14 protein-coding genes are annotated in these 15,037 nt (G+C 53.0%); 3 read left to right on the top strand and 11 right to left on the bottom strand.

Annotation, left to right across the window (positions count from 1 at the left end; genetic code table 11):
- Positions 1 to 1,536 carry a flagellar protein gene (locus ABLO27_RS16015; protein ID WP_353033935.1) on the top strand — a complete coding sequence of 512 codons (1,536 nt, stop codon included), beginning with the start codon at positions 1 to 3 and terminating at the stop codon, positions 1,534 to 1,536.
- Between the two features lie 113 nt (positions 1,537 to 1,649).
- On the opposite strand, the gene flaF is transcribed toward ABLO27_RS16015, so the two are convergent.
- The 10 genes from flaF to ABLO27_RS15965 all read right to left on the bottom strand — a co-directional run bounded on the left by flaF (position 1,650) and on the right by ABLO27_RS15965 (position 11,437).
- The gene (gene flaF, locus ABLO27_RS16010) at positions 1,650 to 2,024 is read right to left on the bottom strand and encodes a flagellar biosynthesis regulator FlaF (protein ID WP_353033934.1); all 375 of its coding nucleotides are present in this window, start codon (positions 2,022 to 2,024) and stop codon (positions 1,650 to 1,652) included.
- Positions 1,906 to 2,400: a flagellar biosynthesis repressor FlbT gene (flbT, locus tag ABLO27_RS16005; protein WP_352944945.1), complete on the bottom strand. Its 495-nt coding sequence runs from the start codon at positions 2,398 to 2,400 to the stop codon at positions 1,906 to 1,908. The genes flaF and flbT overlap by 119 nt, the downstream gene beginning before the upstream one ends.
- A gap of 91 nt (positions 2,401 to 2,491) precedes the next feature.
- On the bottom strand, positions 2,492 to 3,991 hold the full coding sequence (locus tag ABLO27_RS16000) for a flagellin (protein WP_353033933.1): 1,500 nt from the start codon (positions 3,989 to 3,991) through the stop codon (positions 2,492 to 2,494).
- Between the two features lie 290 nt (positions 3,992 to 4,281).
- Complete coding sequence (locus ABLO27_RS15995) at positions 4,282 to 5,775, bottom strand: flagellin (protein ID WP_353033932.1); 1,494 nt, start codon at positions 5,773 to 5,775, stop codon at positions 4,282 to 4,284.
- 255 nt (positions 5,776 to 6,030) lie between these two features.
- Positions 6,031 to 7,188 carry a flagellin gene (locus ABLO27_RS15990; protein WP_353033931.1) on the bottom strand — a complete coding sequence of 386 codons (1,158 nt, stop codon included), beginning with the start codon at positions 7,186 to 7,188 and terminating at the stop codon, positions 6,031 to 6,033.
- 192 nt (positions 7,189 to 7,380) lie between these two features.
- The gene (locus ABLO27_RS15985) at positions 7,381 to 8,538 is read right to left on the bottom strand and encodes a flagellin (protein WP_353033930.1); all 1,158 of its coding nucleotides are present in this window, start codon (positions 8,536 to 8,538) and stop codon (positions 7,381 to 7,383) included.
- A 331-nt stretch (positions 8,539 to 8,869) separates the two neighbouring features.
- A complete protein-coding gene (locus ABLO27_RS15980) occupies positions 8,870 to 9,265 on the bottom strand; it encodes a flagellar protein FlaG (protein WP_353033929.1) in 396 nt (131 codons plus the stop codon).
- A 227-nt stretch (positions 9,266 to 9,492) separates the two neighbouring features.
- Positions 9,493 to 9,987, bottom strand: coding sequence for a flagellar protein FlgN (locus tag ABLO27_RS15975; protein WP_353033928.1), 495 nt, complete (start codon positions 9,985 to 9,987; stop codon positions 9,493 to 9,495).
- Positions 9,984 to 10,295, bottom strand: coding sequence for a rod-binding protein (locus ABLO27_RS15970; protein ID WP_353033927.1), 312 nt, complete (start codon positions 10,293 to 10,295; stop codon positions 9,984 to 9,986). Before ABLO27_RS15970 ends, ABLO27_RS15975 begins: the two co-directional genes overlap by 4 nt.
- Entirely contained in the window at positions 10,295 to 11,437 is a 1,143-nt protein-coding gene (locus ABLO27_RS15965) for a flagellar basal body P-ring protein FlgI (protein ID WP_417714801.1), read from the bottom strand. The genes ABLO27_RS15970 and ABLO27_RS15965 overlap by 1 nt, the downstream gene beginning before the upstream one ends.
- A gap of 323 nt (positions 11,438 to 11,760) precedes the next feature.
- Between ABLO27_RS15965 and ABLO27_RS15960 the strand changes: the two genes are divergently transcribed.
- The gene (locus ABLO27_RS15960) at positions 11,761 to 12,183 is read left to right on the top strand and encodes a flagellar assembly protein FliX (RefSeq protein WP_353033926.1); all 423 of its coding nucleotides are present in this window, start codon (positions 11,761 to 11,763) and stop codon (positions 12,181 to 12,183) included.
- A 162-nt stretch (positions 12,184 to 12,345) separates the two neighbouring features.
- Positions 12,346 to 12,762, top strand: a complete 417-nt coding sequence (dksA, locus tag ABLO27_RS15955) for an RNA polymerase-binding protein DksA (RefSeq protein ID WP_352944962.1) — start codon at positions 12,346 to 12,348, stop codon at positions 12,760 to 12,762.
- A gap of 111 nt (positions 12,763 to 12,873) precedes the next feature.
- Here the strand turns inward: dksA and ABLO27_RS15950 are convergent, their stop codons facing one another.
- Positions 12,874 to 14,856: a bifunctional 2',3'-cyclic-nucleotide 2'-phosphodiesterase/3'-nucleotidase gene (locus ABLO27_RS15950; protein ID WP_353033925.1), complete on the bottom strand. Its 1,983-nt coding sequence runs from the start codon at positions 14,854 to 14,856 to the stop codon at positions 12,874 to 12,876.
- Between the last annotated feature and the right edge of the window lie 181 nt (positions 14,857 to 15,037).

The following is a 15,037-nucleotide window of genomic DNA, read 5'->3' as shown; positions in this document are numbered from 1 at the left end:
ATGGCAATCTCTTCGATCACAACATCCCGGACCTATCTCACGCAGCAACTCAGTGAGCTCAACAGTCAGCTCGCCGAAAAAACAACCCAGCTCGCGCGTGGCAAAGTCGGATCGACCTACGGTGATGTCGGGGACAGGCGACTGCTGGATATCCAGCTGACACAAAAAGTCAGCATGATCGAAACCTACCAGCAGACCATCACGGTCTCCAACCTGCATCTGGAGACCTTGAATATGTCTCTGGAACGTTTGGAAGACATCCGCCGCGATGCAAAGTCGGCACTCGATACGAATGACTTCGTTCTGCAGGACGATGGGCAAACGCAGACGCAATCGCGTGCGGAGCTGCTCCTGAACGAGACGCTCAACATCCTGAATACGGAAGTTGCCGGATTTTACGCTTTCGGTGGTACAGATGCCGTCAACGATCCGGTTGCAACACTTGATGCAATCCTGAACGGATCGGGTGGACTCGACGGATTGAAAACCATCATGGCGGAATATGCCGAAGCCAATCTTGGAGCTTCCAATACGGGCCGGATCACGACTTCTGCATTGACTACAAATTACGCGGGTCCGGTGCCGACCGATTCAACCTTCACTCTTGCCGAGGATGGCGCTCATGATTTCGGGTTTGATATTGCAAGCGTTACATCGACGCTGAGCAATGTCGCGATCACCGGGCCCGCCGCTTCCGATCCGGACAGCGTAGATGTGCAATTTACCGGACAGCCCGCCTTGGGAGAGAAGATCGCTGTGGAACTGAGCCTGCCGCCAGACCACAGCGACACCATCACCATTGAACTGACCGCTGCTTCGTCAAATGAGGCAGAAGGGACCTTTGCTATCGGAGCCGACCTGGAAGAGACGGCGCAAAACCTTCGTGATGCGCTGGCTGCCGAGATCGAAAAGCAGGCACAGACCACTTTGCAAGCGGTCTCTGATGAATGGGCGTCTGATGAGTTTTTCAGTACCTTTAATGGTGAAGAACCTCAGCGTGTTGATGGACCTCCCTTCAACACTGCTACGGCGCTCACTGGCGGCGGTTCAACAACTGTTGCATGGTACACCGGACGAAACACGACTACGGATGATCCACGCACCGACAAGAACGCCGTTGTGGATTCCAATCTGACCGTCAACTACGGGGTCAGGGCCAACGAGACCCCACTTGCTGAGCTGGTGCAGTCGCTGGCAACTTTTGTTGCTGCCGACTTTTCCGGCGGTACACAGACGGATGAGGAATACTACAATGCCCTCTCAGCAAACCTGAGAACCATTCTGCAGCCTCCTGGAGTGGATCAATCCGGCATTGTCGATATTGCGACGGATGTTGCGATCACCCATCGGACAGTTTCGTTGACCAGCGATCGACATGTGCAGATGAAAAGCACCTATGAAGGCACGATCGCCGAGATCGAAGGTGTCGACAAGGATCAGCTTGCTGCCGAAATTCTGCAGCTTCAAAACAACATCGAAGTGTCTTACCGGGCATCTTCCATTGTGTTTAACCTGAGCCTGTCCGACTATCTCTAGACCAGCAATCACGTAGGCAGGAGGGGGGAGCCCCCGATTCCACAAGGAAGTTCACAATGAAAAAGCCGGCTGCTATCGCGCCGGCTTTTTTTTGTATGAATGTGTTTGTCAGGTTACTCCTGACGGGCTCTCAGGCCTTCTGCAATTGCTCGATTGATGCTTATGATCGAGTTCAGCTTGTTGGCGTCGTCTGATGTGATGACCGACATTGTCTGCTTGAAAATGAAAACACCAAGAGACGCAATGTTGTTCTTGATGTCCTGGGGCAATTCGCTTTCTTCGCTGGTTGCTGAGGTTACCAGAATGCTCCAGAGTTTACGGTTGTAGACTAGGGCATCATCTTTTTCCGCGAGCGAAGACTCTTCCCACTCATCCTTGATCAATTGAAGCCGTGCTGCGGCTTTCATCAGCAGATTCGCTTCCAGTTCCCTCGGGGATACCGCCACCTGGCTTGTTTTCTGGTAAGCCTGCGCTGCCTGTTTGTACATGACCGATCAGCGTCCCTTCATACTCGATGAGCTTTCGTGCTTCTTTAAGTGCTTTATAGAAGGCGCCGGTTATGATGGCGTTACTAATCCTGGTAACATACGGGATCGTACTCGGCGCGGCCTTCACTATGTCGTTGACGAGGGTGAAGTAATTCTCCTGAATTCTCTCCAAATCCGTTGATAGATACATCAGCTGCACGGCCAGATAGACCCGTTTTGCTGGCGTATCCGCGGTGGCCGGAGTGAGAATATCCTTTTCTCGAAGAATGGGCGCCTGGCCTTCGATAAAAAGGCGAGTCCGCTGATTATCATTGGTTATGACGCTGTCACCGATGATAATCCGTTCGCCCGGTTTCAGCTCAACCTTGAGCGCCATTCCGTGACCTCCACGCTTGAGTATCGCCACCAAACATTAACGAAATGGTTAACGCTTGTCCCCGATACTTTAATGTTTTTCGCCCTTGGTGTTAACCAAACAGGCTGAGGACGCTCTGATCCGCCTGGTTCGCCAGCGACAAGGCCGTTGATGACAGCTGCTGCCTGGTTTGCAGGGCGAGCATGTTTGCGCCTTCTTCGTTCATGTCGGCGATGGTGAGTTCGCCGGCACCGATTTCAAGCGTATTGATCAGCTCCTGAGTGAAATCCGTCCTGACTTCAACGGTCGACAGGGAAGTGCCCATGGATCGGGCTGCGGAGCGCAGCTCATCCAAGGCTGCATTGATCGCCTGAAGCGTTCGGTCAATGTCCGTATCGGTCTTGAACTCCGAAGCTGCTGCTGAAAGTCCTACGGTCCCGCTGGTACTGCCAAGTGTCATGCGATTGAAATCAGCATTGCTGCTGGTGATATCGAACGAAACTTCACCAATCATACTGATGCTGCCACCAGAGAAGGTGGCATCCAGGCCTTTGACATTGTTGATGAAAGACACCAGATCGCTGACCGTCGTTTCGGAGTCAATTTCAATGGAGGCTGGTTCAAATCCGTTTCCGTCCGTGACGGTGATGGTATCACCTGCCTGGAAACCACCTGAAGAAACAAGAGTTGATGAAGCGGTCAGTGCGGAGACGGAAAGAGTTGTCGTGCCTGTTGCTGAGGCGCCACCATTTGTTTGCGCGCTTGATCCCCCGCCAGCCGTGTTCTTGGAGATTGAAAGGGTGTTGTCGAGACCGGAAGTGATCGTGATCGAGTCGGAAGACTCATCAAAGTTAGCGTGAACACCGTTCAAATTGTTCAGTGCGTCGACGTAGTCCTGAACCGTCGTGATGTCTGTGCCAACGGTCAAATTGGTTGTGCCGGAGCTATCTGTGACCGAAACAACGTCGCCAGTTTCCCAAGCACCCAAGTCAGTCAAGTTGGATGAGGCCTGCAACCCGGTGAGGGAAAGTGTTGTTGTTCCGCCGAATAGATTAAACGACGAAGTTCCGGTTCCACCTGTATTCAAATCATCCAGATTGAGCCCATCATCCAATGTTGTGTCCGTGAAATCGACTGGCTCGACGGTCAGATTGGATGTGCTGTCTTCGTTGAAGATAACCTCCAGCTCGTTGCCTGCACCCGCCAGTAGGTTCTTACCCTTGTAGCTGGAATCTCGTGCCATATCCTCAATTTGCTCAAGGATATCATTGTATTGGCTGGTGAACTGTTTGCGTTCATATTCGCTTGATGTCTGCAGTGCCTGGTTGGCAATTGCTTTTGCAGACTCAACCAGCTTGGTGATTGATGTGATACCCTTGTCGGCCGCGCGGATTGTCTGAACCGCCTGTCCCATATTGTCCAGGAGATTTGAAAGGTCGCTTGCCCTGTCGTTCAGCGATTGAGCCGTAAAGAATGAATTCGGGTTGTCGAGAGCCGTGTTCACCTTCAGGCCGGTTGCCAGACGGGTCTGAGTGACCGATTGCAGGTCGGCTGTTTGCTTGAGCGACAGGAGATTGTCCCGGACCGCGCTGGAAAGAACAATATCAGGCATCAGACTTCACCGCTTTTCCTATTCATCACTCGACATAGGTTGCTCTCATGCGCTGCAAGAAGAGCACACACCTTTGCCGTAAATCTAAATGGAAAGTTAATCGGTGATGCACTAATTAACGTGCTGTAAATAAAAGTTACCAAAAGCTTTCTTTTAAGCTCTTGAAACTTAACGGGAAAATTTCAAGCAATTTCAATGTCAAATTGACCAAAACCAAAAACGGCGGACCAATGGCCCGCCGTATCTGATTGTCAGCTTGTGAGTCGTGCGTCTGACTGATTCTAGCTGAATTAGAAGAGGGATAGCACTGTCTGGTCCGCCTGCGACGCGAAGGACAGTGATGTGGATGCCAGCTGCTGACGGGTCTGAAGGGCCAGCAGGTTTGCACCTTCTTCGTTGGTATCTGCCAAGGTCAACAGGCCCGCACCTTCCTGTAGAGTATTGATCATCGTCTTGGTGTAATCTTGACGGATCTCAACAGTTGAAAGGTTAGTACCGAACTCGGACGCCTGGGATCTTAGATTGCCCAAAGCATTGTTCAGCCTGTCAACGACACGGTTGATGTCACTATCTGTTGCAAAGCCACTGTCCGAAAGAGCTGCCACAGACACGCCCGTCGAGTTTGCGGTAAATCCGGAAGAAGCAAAGTCGGTGTTGTCGCTCTTTAGAGATAGGTCTGTGTCACTTTGAATTGAAAGTAAGCCGGAGCCAGTGTCAAAGGAAGCACTGACACCATTGAAGTCGTTTACAAAGTTTTCAAGGTCATCGACGGTTGTATCGGCTTCAACTTCCAAAGAACCGAGTTCATAGCCATTCCCGTCTGTGAGAGTAAGAGTATCGCCGACGGCAAAGGAGCCAGAATCTGCAAGCACTTGCGTGTCTTGAGCAAATGCGGTTGCGTTTACTGAACCAAACGCTGCACCCGCTGAAGCGGTGCTGACGGCGAGATCTTCATCTGAATAGATGGTCAATTCACCATTGGTTTCGTCGAATTCCGCACGAACACCTGCAATGCCGTTAAGATTGTCGATCAGATCCTGTACCGTAGCGCCGGAGGCCGCGAGAGTGCCGCCATCAATGACGCTGGCGGTTGCGGTGGTGTTGTAGAGGTTGATCGTGTTTGTACCGGCGATGATGTTGGAGGACGCTAGGCTGGAACTGGAGTTCAGGGTTGGCCCGCCTGTAGATTCTTGCAGAGTGATCGTTGTTTTTCCACCCTGAAGCTGGAATGACGTCGCGCCACCTTGACCTTCTGCAAGGTCGGAAAGGTTCAAGCCGTTTGATAAGGAAGTGTCAGTGTAGTCCACGGCTTCGATTGTCAGTTTGGATGTCGCATCTTCATTAAAGATCGTGGTCAGGTCGTTGCCGTCGCCCGCAAGCAGGTTCTTTCCTTTGTAGGAACTGTCTTTCGCGACATCTTCAATCTGTTCCAGAAGGTCGTTGTACTGCTCGGCAAATATTTTGCGCTCGTATTGGCTCTGTGTTTGCAGGGCTTGGTTGGCTTTTGCTTTTGCGGCTTCAACCAGATCCGTAACCGTCTCGATACCTTTGTCGGCAGCTTTGATTGTCTGCAGAGACTGACCCATATCGTCGAGAAGGTTACCCAGATCACTTGCACGAGAGTTCAATCCGGAGGCTGTGAAGAATGAATTCGGATTGTCGAGCGCCGAGTTCACCTTCAGACCGGTCGCCAGTTTGTTCTGAACGCCGGACATCATGTCTGCTGTGGATTGAAGAGTGAGGAGGTTCTGCCGTACGGCAGCTGACAGGGTGATGTCCTGCATCTGAATATCCCTTTCCTGGGTCACAAATACTTCTGCTCTTCCTGAGCAGGTTGATTAGGATCATCTTCTGTTAACCCTAATCATTAGTTAATCCATCGCATTTTAGGGTTAACGAGGTATTAACGTCCTGAGTCTTGGAGAGAATTTAACTGAAAAAAGAAAGGGGTAAGCCGAAACGAGGTGGGCGTTGCAGGCGCAAAAAAAAAGGCGGGCCAGAGCCCGCCTTTCCTTGTCTTTTTGACTGTTTCTTTCGACTTAGAACAGTCGAAGTACGTTCTGATCGGCCTGGGCGGCCAAAGACAGAGAGGTTGAGGCAAGAGACTGCTGTGTCTGCAGAGCCAGAAGATTCGCACCTTCTTCGTTTGTATCTGCGAGTGTCAGCTTGCCGGCACCTTCTTCCAGAGTGTTGATCAAGGCTGTGGTGAAGTCCTGCCTGTTTTCAACAATCGAGAGATTGGTACCAAAGGTCGAGGCCTGAGACCTTAAAGTGTCTTGCGCTGACTTCAGCGAGCTGAGCGAAGATTCAATTGCTGAATCCGTCGCGAAACCCGAATCGGTGCCGTTTGTTGTCAATGCAGCATTTGAGTTGAAACCGCTGTTGCTTGACGAAATTGACAGTTTGAAATCTGAAGTCGTGGTCAAGGTGTTGCCTGACAACGAAGCGCTGGCGCCATCGACGGCGTCAATAGCAGCTTCAAGGTCATCGACAGTCGTTGTTGCGGTCACTTCAAGCGTGCTGATCTCGGTGCCGTTTGAATCGGTGAAAGTCAGTGTGTCACCCGCGGTGAACTCATCGTCGGCGGTGAGCAGGCTGCCGCCGGTAAGGGCAGCAGTCGTTGTGCCATTGGTGAGCGTGATCGCTGATGTGCCCGAAGAAGCTTCAGTCAGATCCGACAGGTTCAGGCCCGTGGACAGGGTGGTGTCCGTGTAATCGACCGAAGAGATGGACAGCGAAGACGTTCCGTCTTCGTTGAACGTCACCGAAAGATCGTTACCGGTGCCGCCGAGCAGGTTCTTGCCCTTGTAGCCGGAGTCCTTTGCCAAGTCTTCGATCTGCGTAAGCAGCTCGTTGTATTCCTTGGCGTATTTATTGCGCTCAGACTGGCTTGATGTCTGCTGTGCCTGATTGGCCTTGGCTTTTGCGGCATCGACCAGATCGGAAATTGCCTCAATACCTTTATCGGCTGCTTTCAGGGTCTGAACCGACTGGCCCATGTCATCAAGCAGATTGGAAAGGTCACCAGCACGGTTTTCCAGACCTTTCGCAGTGAAGAAAGAATTCGGATTGTCGAGTGCCGAGTTTACTTTCTTGCCCGTTGCAAGCTTCTCCTGCACGGAGCTCATCAGTTGCGAAGTGGACTGGAGCGCATTGAGGTTCGAGCGCACCGCGCTCGAAATAGTAATATCAGCCATTTTGTTTCCCTTCTAGGAATACGAGTTACGAGAACCCTTCCTGGGTTCGAGGCTCATCAAGCAGCTCAAGACGGAAACAAGTTGTAAAAATATATGGTTAGCGTGATTTAACCTTAATGCTTCGTAACCAGAAGAGGGAGGCGGATATCTCCGTCTCCCTTGTTGGTTGTCACATCTGATGTGATGCAGTTTTTAGAATAGCCGAAGCACGTTTTGATCAGCCTGAGCAGCTAGAGACAACGAAGTTGAGGCGAGCGTCTGCTGCGTCTGCAATGCCAGAAGATTGGCACCTTCTTCGTTTGTATCTGCAAGTGTCAGCTTGCCGGCGCCTTCTTCCAAGGTGTTGATCAGAGCCTTCGTGAAGTCCTGCCTGTTTTCAACAATCGACAGATTGGTACCAAAGGTTGACGCCTGTGACCTCAAAGAGTCCTGAGCGCTTTTCAGGGCCGAAATCGTGCTGTCGATCGAGCTGTCGGTAGCGAAGCTTGAGTCGGTGCCGTTTGTTGTCAGCGTTGCATTCGAGTTGAAGCCACTGTTGCTGGATGAAATCGACAGTTTAAACTCGGAAGTCGTGGTCAAGGTGTTACCTGACAACGAAGCGCTGGCGCCATCGATGGCATCAATGGCAGCTTCAAGATCATCGACAGTCGTTGTTGCGGTCACTTCAAGCGTGCTGATCTCGGTGCCATTGGCATCGGTGAATGTCAGAGTGTCACCTGCGGTGAACTCATCGTCGGCTGTGAGCAGGCTGCCGCCGGTGAGGGCAGCGGTCGTTGTGCCATTGGTGAGCGTGATCGCTGATGTGCCTGAGGTCGCTTCAGTCAGATCTGACAGGTTCAACCCAGTGGAAAGGGTGGTGTCGGTGTAATCAACCGAGGAGATGGACAGCGAAGACGTTCCGTCTTCGTTGAACGTCACCGAAAGATCGTTACCGGTTCCGCCGAGCAGGTTCTTGCCCTTGTAGCCCGCATCTTTCGCGAGGTCTTCGACCTGCGTGAGCAGTTCGTTGTATTCCTTGGCATATTGATTGCGCTCGGATTGGCTTGATGTCTGCTGAGCCTGGTTGGCCTTGGCTTTTGCGGCATCGACCAGATCGGAGATTGCCTCAATACCTTTGTCGGCTGCTTTTAGTGTCTGGACCGACTGTCCCATGTCGTCGAGCAGGGTGGAAAGGTCACCGGCGCGGTTTTCCAGACCCTTCGCAGTGAAGAAAGAATTCGGATTGTCGAGTGCCGAGTTTACTTTCTTGCCTGTCGAAAGCCTCTCTTGCACGGTACTCATCAGGCTTGAAGTCGCCTGAAGTGAACTGAGGTTCGTGCGTACTGCGCTAGAAAGTGTGATATCTGCCATTACAGAGTTCCTTCTGTTTTCAACGCCATTCTTTCTGAATGACGCAGTAACTCTGTCGGTTATTCTTGTATTGTTTCCTAAGTTATTTGGTTAGTGCAATTTAACCTAAAGTGTATGTAAACTTTTATTATTAATTTATTTGGTTAACTGGTTAATTGTTGGGGTTAATCAAGATTGACTCTCCAATTTAACCCTGGTTTTGTAATTGATCTATTTGGGGAATTTGCTTCGGGCGCAGGTGTGCATTTCGCTTGAAGCTGTAACGGTTTCAAGCAAATGGGGGGGAGGCAATTGTTGAGTGAGGCTGCAAAAGACGGCCTGACTGCTTGAGTCAGGCGGTCCTTTGGATGCTCTGAGAGCTGGTCGGCGAGTTTTGTGTCTCAATCGTCTGAGTATATGCCCGCAAGCGCCGCAGTGTTTCGCTCGGAACCTGGCGGACGACTTCGCCCGTGTCAGTATTCGTGGCGGTATAGATGACGCTATTGCTTTCTGGGTCGACGGTGTTGCGGCGTTCGAGTTTTGGTGAGACCGTCTCGAACAACGATTGCTCGTTGCGCTGATTGTCGGCAGCGCGACGTCCGTCGCTTGCTTCTGTTGAAGGCCTTACGGTTTCTTCAGCAGGCAAGTCCGTATTCGTTGCGGGCTGGTTCTTTTCCGGAGCCCGCGCTGCCGGCGTGATCGCCGTGTACGTCGGCGATGACGGCCGGGCCAATCCCGTATCCAACATCTTTTCCTCCGGGTTACTGAAAACTGATACCCGTACCTCGCTGAATATAATGCTGTGGAATGAATCTTTTGTTAACGGATTGATTAGAATTGGCGTGGATGCGGCATTTCAATTTGAGTCGAATTTGATTCGATTTCTAACTGAATGATTAATCTCGCTAAATTGAAAAAAAGGCTCCCATGGTCGGGAGCCCAATAAACGTGCGCTGTTTGTGAACAAATTGCCGATCAGAGGGATTGATTGACGGCTATCCCACGCGCAGATTGCGGTCCGGTCGGCGCTGATCCGGTGCGGCCGTATGTTGTTGGAGCCGCCGCGTTCTTTGCGCCTGCCACCTTGGCGACCGTTGATACGATATTGTTGGCAACGTCGCGGGCTGTTGCCAGAACCGCCAGATTTATCCTCAGGACAGGCTGAAACTCGCCATGTTGACGACGCAGGTTTTGCGTTGCCGCAGGAGAGAGGTTGCCGAGGGCAACAGCATGTTCCTTCGCGGTCATCATGCCGCGGGTGTATTCGTGGATCAATCTGGCCTTGTCAGCCTGTAGCTCTCCAGCTTCCCTGAGTTTTCCCGCACGGACCAGATCCGTTTCCATCTCGATCACCGACAGAAGAGCTTCCATTGTGCCTGACAGGGCCGCGCAAAAGCTGTCGGCTTCCTGTTGACTTGTCGGCCGCTCCAGAGAGAAAGGAAAGGTATTTGTATTGGGTTGTGCAGTCATCGAGCCCCCTCCTGCAATGCAAGCAATTCACGTTCCACGCTGTCCGCAAGGCCGATGCCTCCAGCTTCGGAAATGGAACGCGCAAACTCATCGATCAGGAGGCTTTGCCAGGCATCGGCTCCATGACCGCTGCCCCAGGTGCCACCGTTTTCAAGGCCGGTGAACATGTTCTGGAGCATGGTGTTCAAAAATACCGCTTCAAATTCCTTTGCCGCTTCCTTTGCAGCCGTCTTGTTGCTTCCGTGGATGCCACGGATCGTATCTAGAGGATTAGGCTGGCTCGAAGCTGGTGCGATTGGCTGTAGCATCACAGGACCTCGATATCTGCTTGCAGCGCACCGGCTGCCTTGATTGCCTGAAGGATCGAAATCATGTCCCGCGGACCGATGCCGAGAGCGTTCAGTCCGTCGACAAGCTGCTTGAGCGTTACCGTTTCAGGAACGATCGCCAGCTTTGTTCCATCTTCATCGACCGCGACTTCCGAGCGCGGCACAACGGCGGTTTGTCCGTTTGCGAAGGGGAGGGGCTGCGATACCTGAGGAGACTCTGCAATTGTGACCGTCAGATTGCCTTGTGCGACCGCCACCATGGAAACCTTCACATCCTGGCCCATGACAATGATGCCGGAGTTTTCGTCGATGACGATGCGAGCGGCAAGGTCCGGCTCAACGATCAACTGTTCGATGTCAGTGAGAAGATCAACGATATTACCGTCATACTGACGCGGCAGATCCAGGCGAACCGTGGCGGGGTCAAGCGGCTCCGCAGTCGGCATTCCGATCAGTTCGTTGATGGAAAGAGCAACGCGCCTTGCCGTCGTAAGGTCAGGGTTGCGCAGCGCGAGGCGAAGCGTGGTCAGCGAAGCCAGCTGGAATTCAAGCTCACGTTCAACGAGCCCGCCATTGGCTATCCTGCCTGCAGTCGGAACGCCCCGAACAACAGAGGCTGCATCTGCCTGAGCGGAAAAGCCGCCGATGGCAACGGAGCCTTGAGCAATCGCGTAAACTTCGCCATCAGCACCGACCAATGGTGTGACAAGCAATGTTCCGCCTTGAAGAGAGTCGGCATCGCCGAGGGCGCTGACGTTTACGTCGATGCGTGTTCCCTGGGTAGAGAAAGGCGGCAGGTTGGCGGTGACCATGACCGCGGCAACCGTGTTTGTGTTCAGAGCGATGTTTCGCGTGTTAACGCCCAAGCGTTCCAGCATTGCCTGGAGACTTTGCTGGGTGAATGGCGAGTTGTTGAGCGAGTCGCCTGTGCCGTTCAGGCCAACAACAAGCCCGTACCCGATCAGCTGGTTTTCGCGGATGCCCTCGAAATCGGCAATGTCCTTGATGCGCGATGCTGCATCTGCCGAGGTCAGTGCATTGCCCGCTAGCACGACGAATGCAGCTGCAACCAATGTCAGCTTCGCAAGTCGTTCGGAAATTTTGCCACCCAAATTTCGCATCGCGGTTTTTCGTCCGTTTATTGGTGCCGGCGGATGTGCCGTTCACGATTGATCGAATTGCGTAATGCGAGAGCCGTGCCAACTCTGGAGAGGCGAGGAGACATATTGGAAGATTGGCTGATTTCTGCGAATGAAAGGCGAGATTCAGGAGGCGGAGGCAGGTATGTCTGTGGAATAGAGTTAATGAACCGTGTTTGCGACCGGGCAAATATTGCCTCCTGCACCCGGATTCAATTACCCTTCCCGGCAGAATCTGACACTCACTGCGTTTGCGCTCAATGCAAACGCCTGGATAGGGGCGTCAGTCGAACTGGAAAGCAATCATGCGTATCACTGGCAACAAACCGATCAATGGAGTTCAGGGCAAGGGCGGCAAAAAGAACGCGCCATCCGGCACGGAGCAATTTGCACCTGACCTTGGAGGTGAGGTTGTCCAGTCGTCCCAGACAGCAGGCGGAGCAGCCATTCAGGGCATGGACGCGCTGCTTGCCCTTCAGGAAGTTGATGAAAGAGCAGAGCGTCGTTCCAAGGCCGCGCGTTACGGCCATACATTGCTCGACTCTCTGGAGTCCATTCGCGCGGATCTTCTCACCGGACAGGTGTCGGAGGATCGACTGGAGATGCTTGCACGCCAGGTGACCAACCGTCCGCCCAGTGGTGATTCGAAAATCGACTCGGTGCTTGAGGAAATCGAATTGCGAGTAAAAGTTGAGCTCGCAAAGCTCGGCCGATTCTCTGACCAGTGACATGTTCAGGTGATGGTTAATTCCGGCGAAAGTGCTGGAAATTCCCGCAACAGTTTGAAAGTTATTAACTTTCTTTAATGGTATTTTTCGTAAATGAACCGTTGTCGGCTGGAGAAACCGGCTATATATTGCGCCCGGCCTAACGGTAATCCGGAGCTATCGATGACGGTTGAAATTGAGTCTGAATATCGACCCTCGGAAGACGAGCCGTTCATGAACGACAGGCAGCGTGAATACTTTCGAAACAAGCTGCTTGCATGGAAAGAAGAGATCCTGAAAGAGAGTGCAGAAACACTCACGAACCTTCAGGAAGAAAGCCAGAACCACCCCGACTTTGCCGACCGTGCGTCGTCTGAAACAGACCGCTCAATTGAGCTGCGCGCGAGGGACCGTCAACGGAAGCTGATTTCAAAGATCGATGACGCTTTGGAACGCATTGCCGATGGCAGTTACGGTTATTGTGAGGAGACAGGTGAACCGATCGCCTTGCGGCGTCTCGAAGCCCGTCCGATCGCAACCTTGTCGATCGAAGCCCAAGAGGCGCACGAACGCAGGGAAAAGGTTTATCGCGACGACTGATTTCCAATAAAACGGCCGGTTTCCCGCGTAGACGGCGATTCCGAGAACACTTTCAAACCTTCCCCGAAACCGGGGAAGGTTTTTTATTGCCGTATGACTGCCGGCGTCTCCTCAAAGGGTAATCCGGTAGCGTGCAAACCCATCGGCACCATCGCCGGCCGGCTCGATCTTCACACCTTCCACTGTGGCTGCATGATCGGTGCCACCTGGGCCGGTTTCGAACAGGACCGTCGTTTCCGGCATGGGCACGAACGTCCAGTTTGCATCAGCCGATGGGTTGATGGTGCCTTGTTCAACGATGTAGCGGACAAGAACGTCCCGGTTGGTATCCGGGCCGACAAAGACGACAGCATCGTCGTTGATGCCGGGGAAGTTCCCGCCGCCACTGGCACGATAGTTGTTCGTGGCCACAACAAAAGTTGCTTCGGGGTCAATCGGTTCACCGTTGAACTTCAGATTTACGATTCGATTGGCGTCCGGGTTGAGCGCTTCGCCCTTGGGGCCGAATTTTGATGGCTGACTGAGGTCAATCTCGTAGGTTACGCCGTCAATGACATCAAAGTTGTAGCTCGGGAACTCAGGATTGATCAGCGGCTGGTCCGTCTGTCCAGGTTCGATCTGCTGGAAAATGCCGGCGGAACGTTCCAGCCAGTCCTTGACGGTGCTGCCCTTTATGGCCACGGCGCGCACAGTATTGGGATAAAGATAAAGGTCCGCCACGTTCTTGATGGCAACATCGCCGACCGGAACGTCCGTGTAGTAGTCCGGGCCGCCACGGCCGCCTGCCTTGAAAGGTGCGGCTGCGGACAGGATCGGCAATCCTTCCCACTCGGTGCCCTTCAACATCTGTTCAATGTACCAGGTCTGAGCCTTGGAAACGATCTGGACGCTTGGATCATCAGCCACAAGTGCGAAATAGGAATGCAGAGGTGCGGACGTCTTGCCGACTGGACGTCGCACATATGCCAGGGTAGCCTCATGGTCTTCCTTGACGGCATCCAGGACATCCTGCTGACTTTCCACAAGAGGAGTTACCTTTCGCCCTTCCTTTTCGTAGATCGGGCGAGCTTCGGTCATGAAATTCGCTACGCGCCAGCCGTTGCCATCCCGTTCAATCATCAGATCGATGACGCCGAGATGCGATCCCCAGAAACCTCCCATTGCAGCAGGCTTTCCGAACAGCGTCCCCTTCTGGCTGTCGACACCAGGAAGCCCTTCGTAGGCAGGGCCGGGGAACACCAGGTGATGGTGACCGGTGAAGACGGCATCGATGCCGTCTATTGCCGACAGGTGCAGTGACGCGTTTTCCATTCCCTCTGAATAGTCATTTGCATCAATACCCGAGTGGGACAGGGCAATCACCAAATCACAGCCCTGTTCCCGCATCTCAGGCACAAAGGCTTTCGCGGCATCGACTATGTCACGCGCATTGGCACTGCCCTCAAGGTGGCGCCGGTCCCAATTCATGATCTGGGGCGGTACGAAACCGATGAAACCGATCTTGATCGGATAGGAGTTTCCGGCGCCGTCCTGAACCTGCTTTTCGACGATCACATAAGGCTTGAGGAACAATTCGTCCTGACGCGCGTTTGCCGCAAGATTGGTGCCCTTGACCAGATTTGCACAGACAACCGGAAAATTGGCTCCGGACAGGACTTTCATCATGAAATCCAGACCGTAGTTGAATTCGTGGTTGCCGAGAGTGGCCGCGTCAAAATCAAGGACGTTCATGCCCTTGATGACCGGGTGAACATCTCCCTCCCGCATTCCGCGTTCATAGGCGATGAAATCACCCATGGGATTTCCTTGCAGAAAATCGCCGTTGTCGACGAGCACCGAGTTGGTTGCTTCATCGCGGATTTGCCGGATCAGTGATGCCGTCCGGGCAAGGCCTGCCGTATCGACCGGCTTGTCGCCGTAGTAGTCATATGGAAAGACGTGGACGTGCAGGTCCGTGGTTTCCATCAGGCGCAAGTGTGCTGAGCCTTCTTTTGCCAGGGCAGAATAAGGGTGCAGTGCGGCTGTGAAGCCTGTTGCCGCGACACCCTTCAGAAGAGTGCGACGAGAGATGGAAAGATTCTTGAAGCTGGACATGCTGAGCTCCTGCATACTGGAACATTGGAGGGACCGGCGCGCCCCTGGAACCGTTGGGAGAAGAGCACTGCCGCTTCAGATGAAGAGGGTATCGTAGTGCAATCGGAGCAACGGTGCAGTAGCAAAATTCGGTCACACAGCCTTTCCTAATCCCGAGCCCTGACAGGTTTGTCGGTTGTCG

This window comes from Roseibium sp. SCP15, from assembly GCF_040329435.1.
In the GTDB taxonomy this organism is placed as follows: Bacteria; Pseudomonadota; Alphaproteobacteria; order Rhizobiales; family Stappiaceae; genus Roseibium.
Note: the sequence above shows the minus strand (reverse complement) of the source record. Positions and strands in the feature narration are given on the sequence as shown.

Bases quoted from the DNA above. Each gene is read 5' to 3' on its own strand.
- dksA (WP_352944962.1), top strand. From the start codon at position 12,346: ATGACGGTTGAAATTGAGTCTGAATATCGACCCTCGGAAGACGAGCCG.
- ABLO27_RS15950 (WP_353033925.1), bottom strand. From the start codon at position 14,856: ATGTCCAGCTTCAAGAATCTTTCCATCTCTCGTCGCACTCTTCTGAAG.
- ABLO27_RS16000 (WP_353033933.1), bottom strand. From the start codon at position 3,991: ATGCCTGATATTGTTCTTTCCAGCGCGGTCCGGGACAATCTCCTGTCG.
- ABLO27_RS15975 (WP_353033928.1), bottom strand. From the start codon at position 9,987: ATGACTGCACAACCCAATACAAATACCTTTCCTTTCTCTCTGGAGCGG.
- ABLO27_RS15970 (WP_353033927.1), bottom strand. From the start codon at position 10,295: ATGCTACAGCCAATCGCACCAGCTTCGAGCCAGCCTAATCCTCTAGAT.
- ABLO27_RS15980 (WP_353033929.1), bottom strand. From the start codon at position 9,265: ATGTTGGATACGGGATTGGCCCGGCCGTCATCGCCGACGTACACGGCG.
- ABLO27_RS15965 (WP_417714801.1), bottom strand. From the start codon at position 11,437: ATGCGAAATTTGGGTGGCAAAATTTCCGAACGACTTGCGAAGCTGACA.
- ABLO27_RS15960 (WP_353033926.1), top strand. From the start codon at position 11,761: ATGCGTATCACTGGCAACAAACCGATCAATGGAGTTCAGGGCAAGGGC.
- flaF (WP_353033934.1), bottom strand. From the start codon at position 2,024: ATGTACAAACAGGCAGCGCAGGCTTACCAGAAAACAAGCCAGGTGGCG.
- ABLO27_RS15985 (WP_353033930.1), bottom strand. From the start codon at position 8,538: ATGGCAGATATCACACTTTCTAGCGCAGTACGCACGAACCTCAGTTCA.
- ABLO27_RS16015 (WP_353033935.1), top strand. From the start codon at position 1: ATGGCAATCTCTTCGATCACAACATCCCGGACCTATCTCACGCAGCAA.
- flbT (WP_352944945.1), bottom strand. From the start codon at position 2,400: ATGGCGCTCAAGGTTGAGCTGAAACCGGGCGAACGGATTATCATCGGT.
- ABLO27_RS15995 (WP_353033932.1), bottom strand. From the start codon at position 5,775: ATGCAGGACATCACCCTGTCAGCTGCCGTACGGCAGAACCTCCTCACT.
- ABLO27_RS15990 (WP_353033931.1), bottom strand. From the start codon at position 7,188: ATGGCTGATATTACTATTTCGAGCGCGGTGCGCTCGAACCTCAATGCG.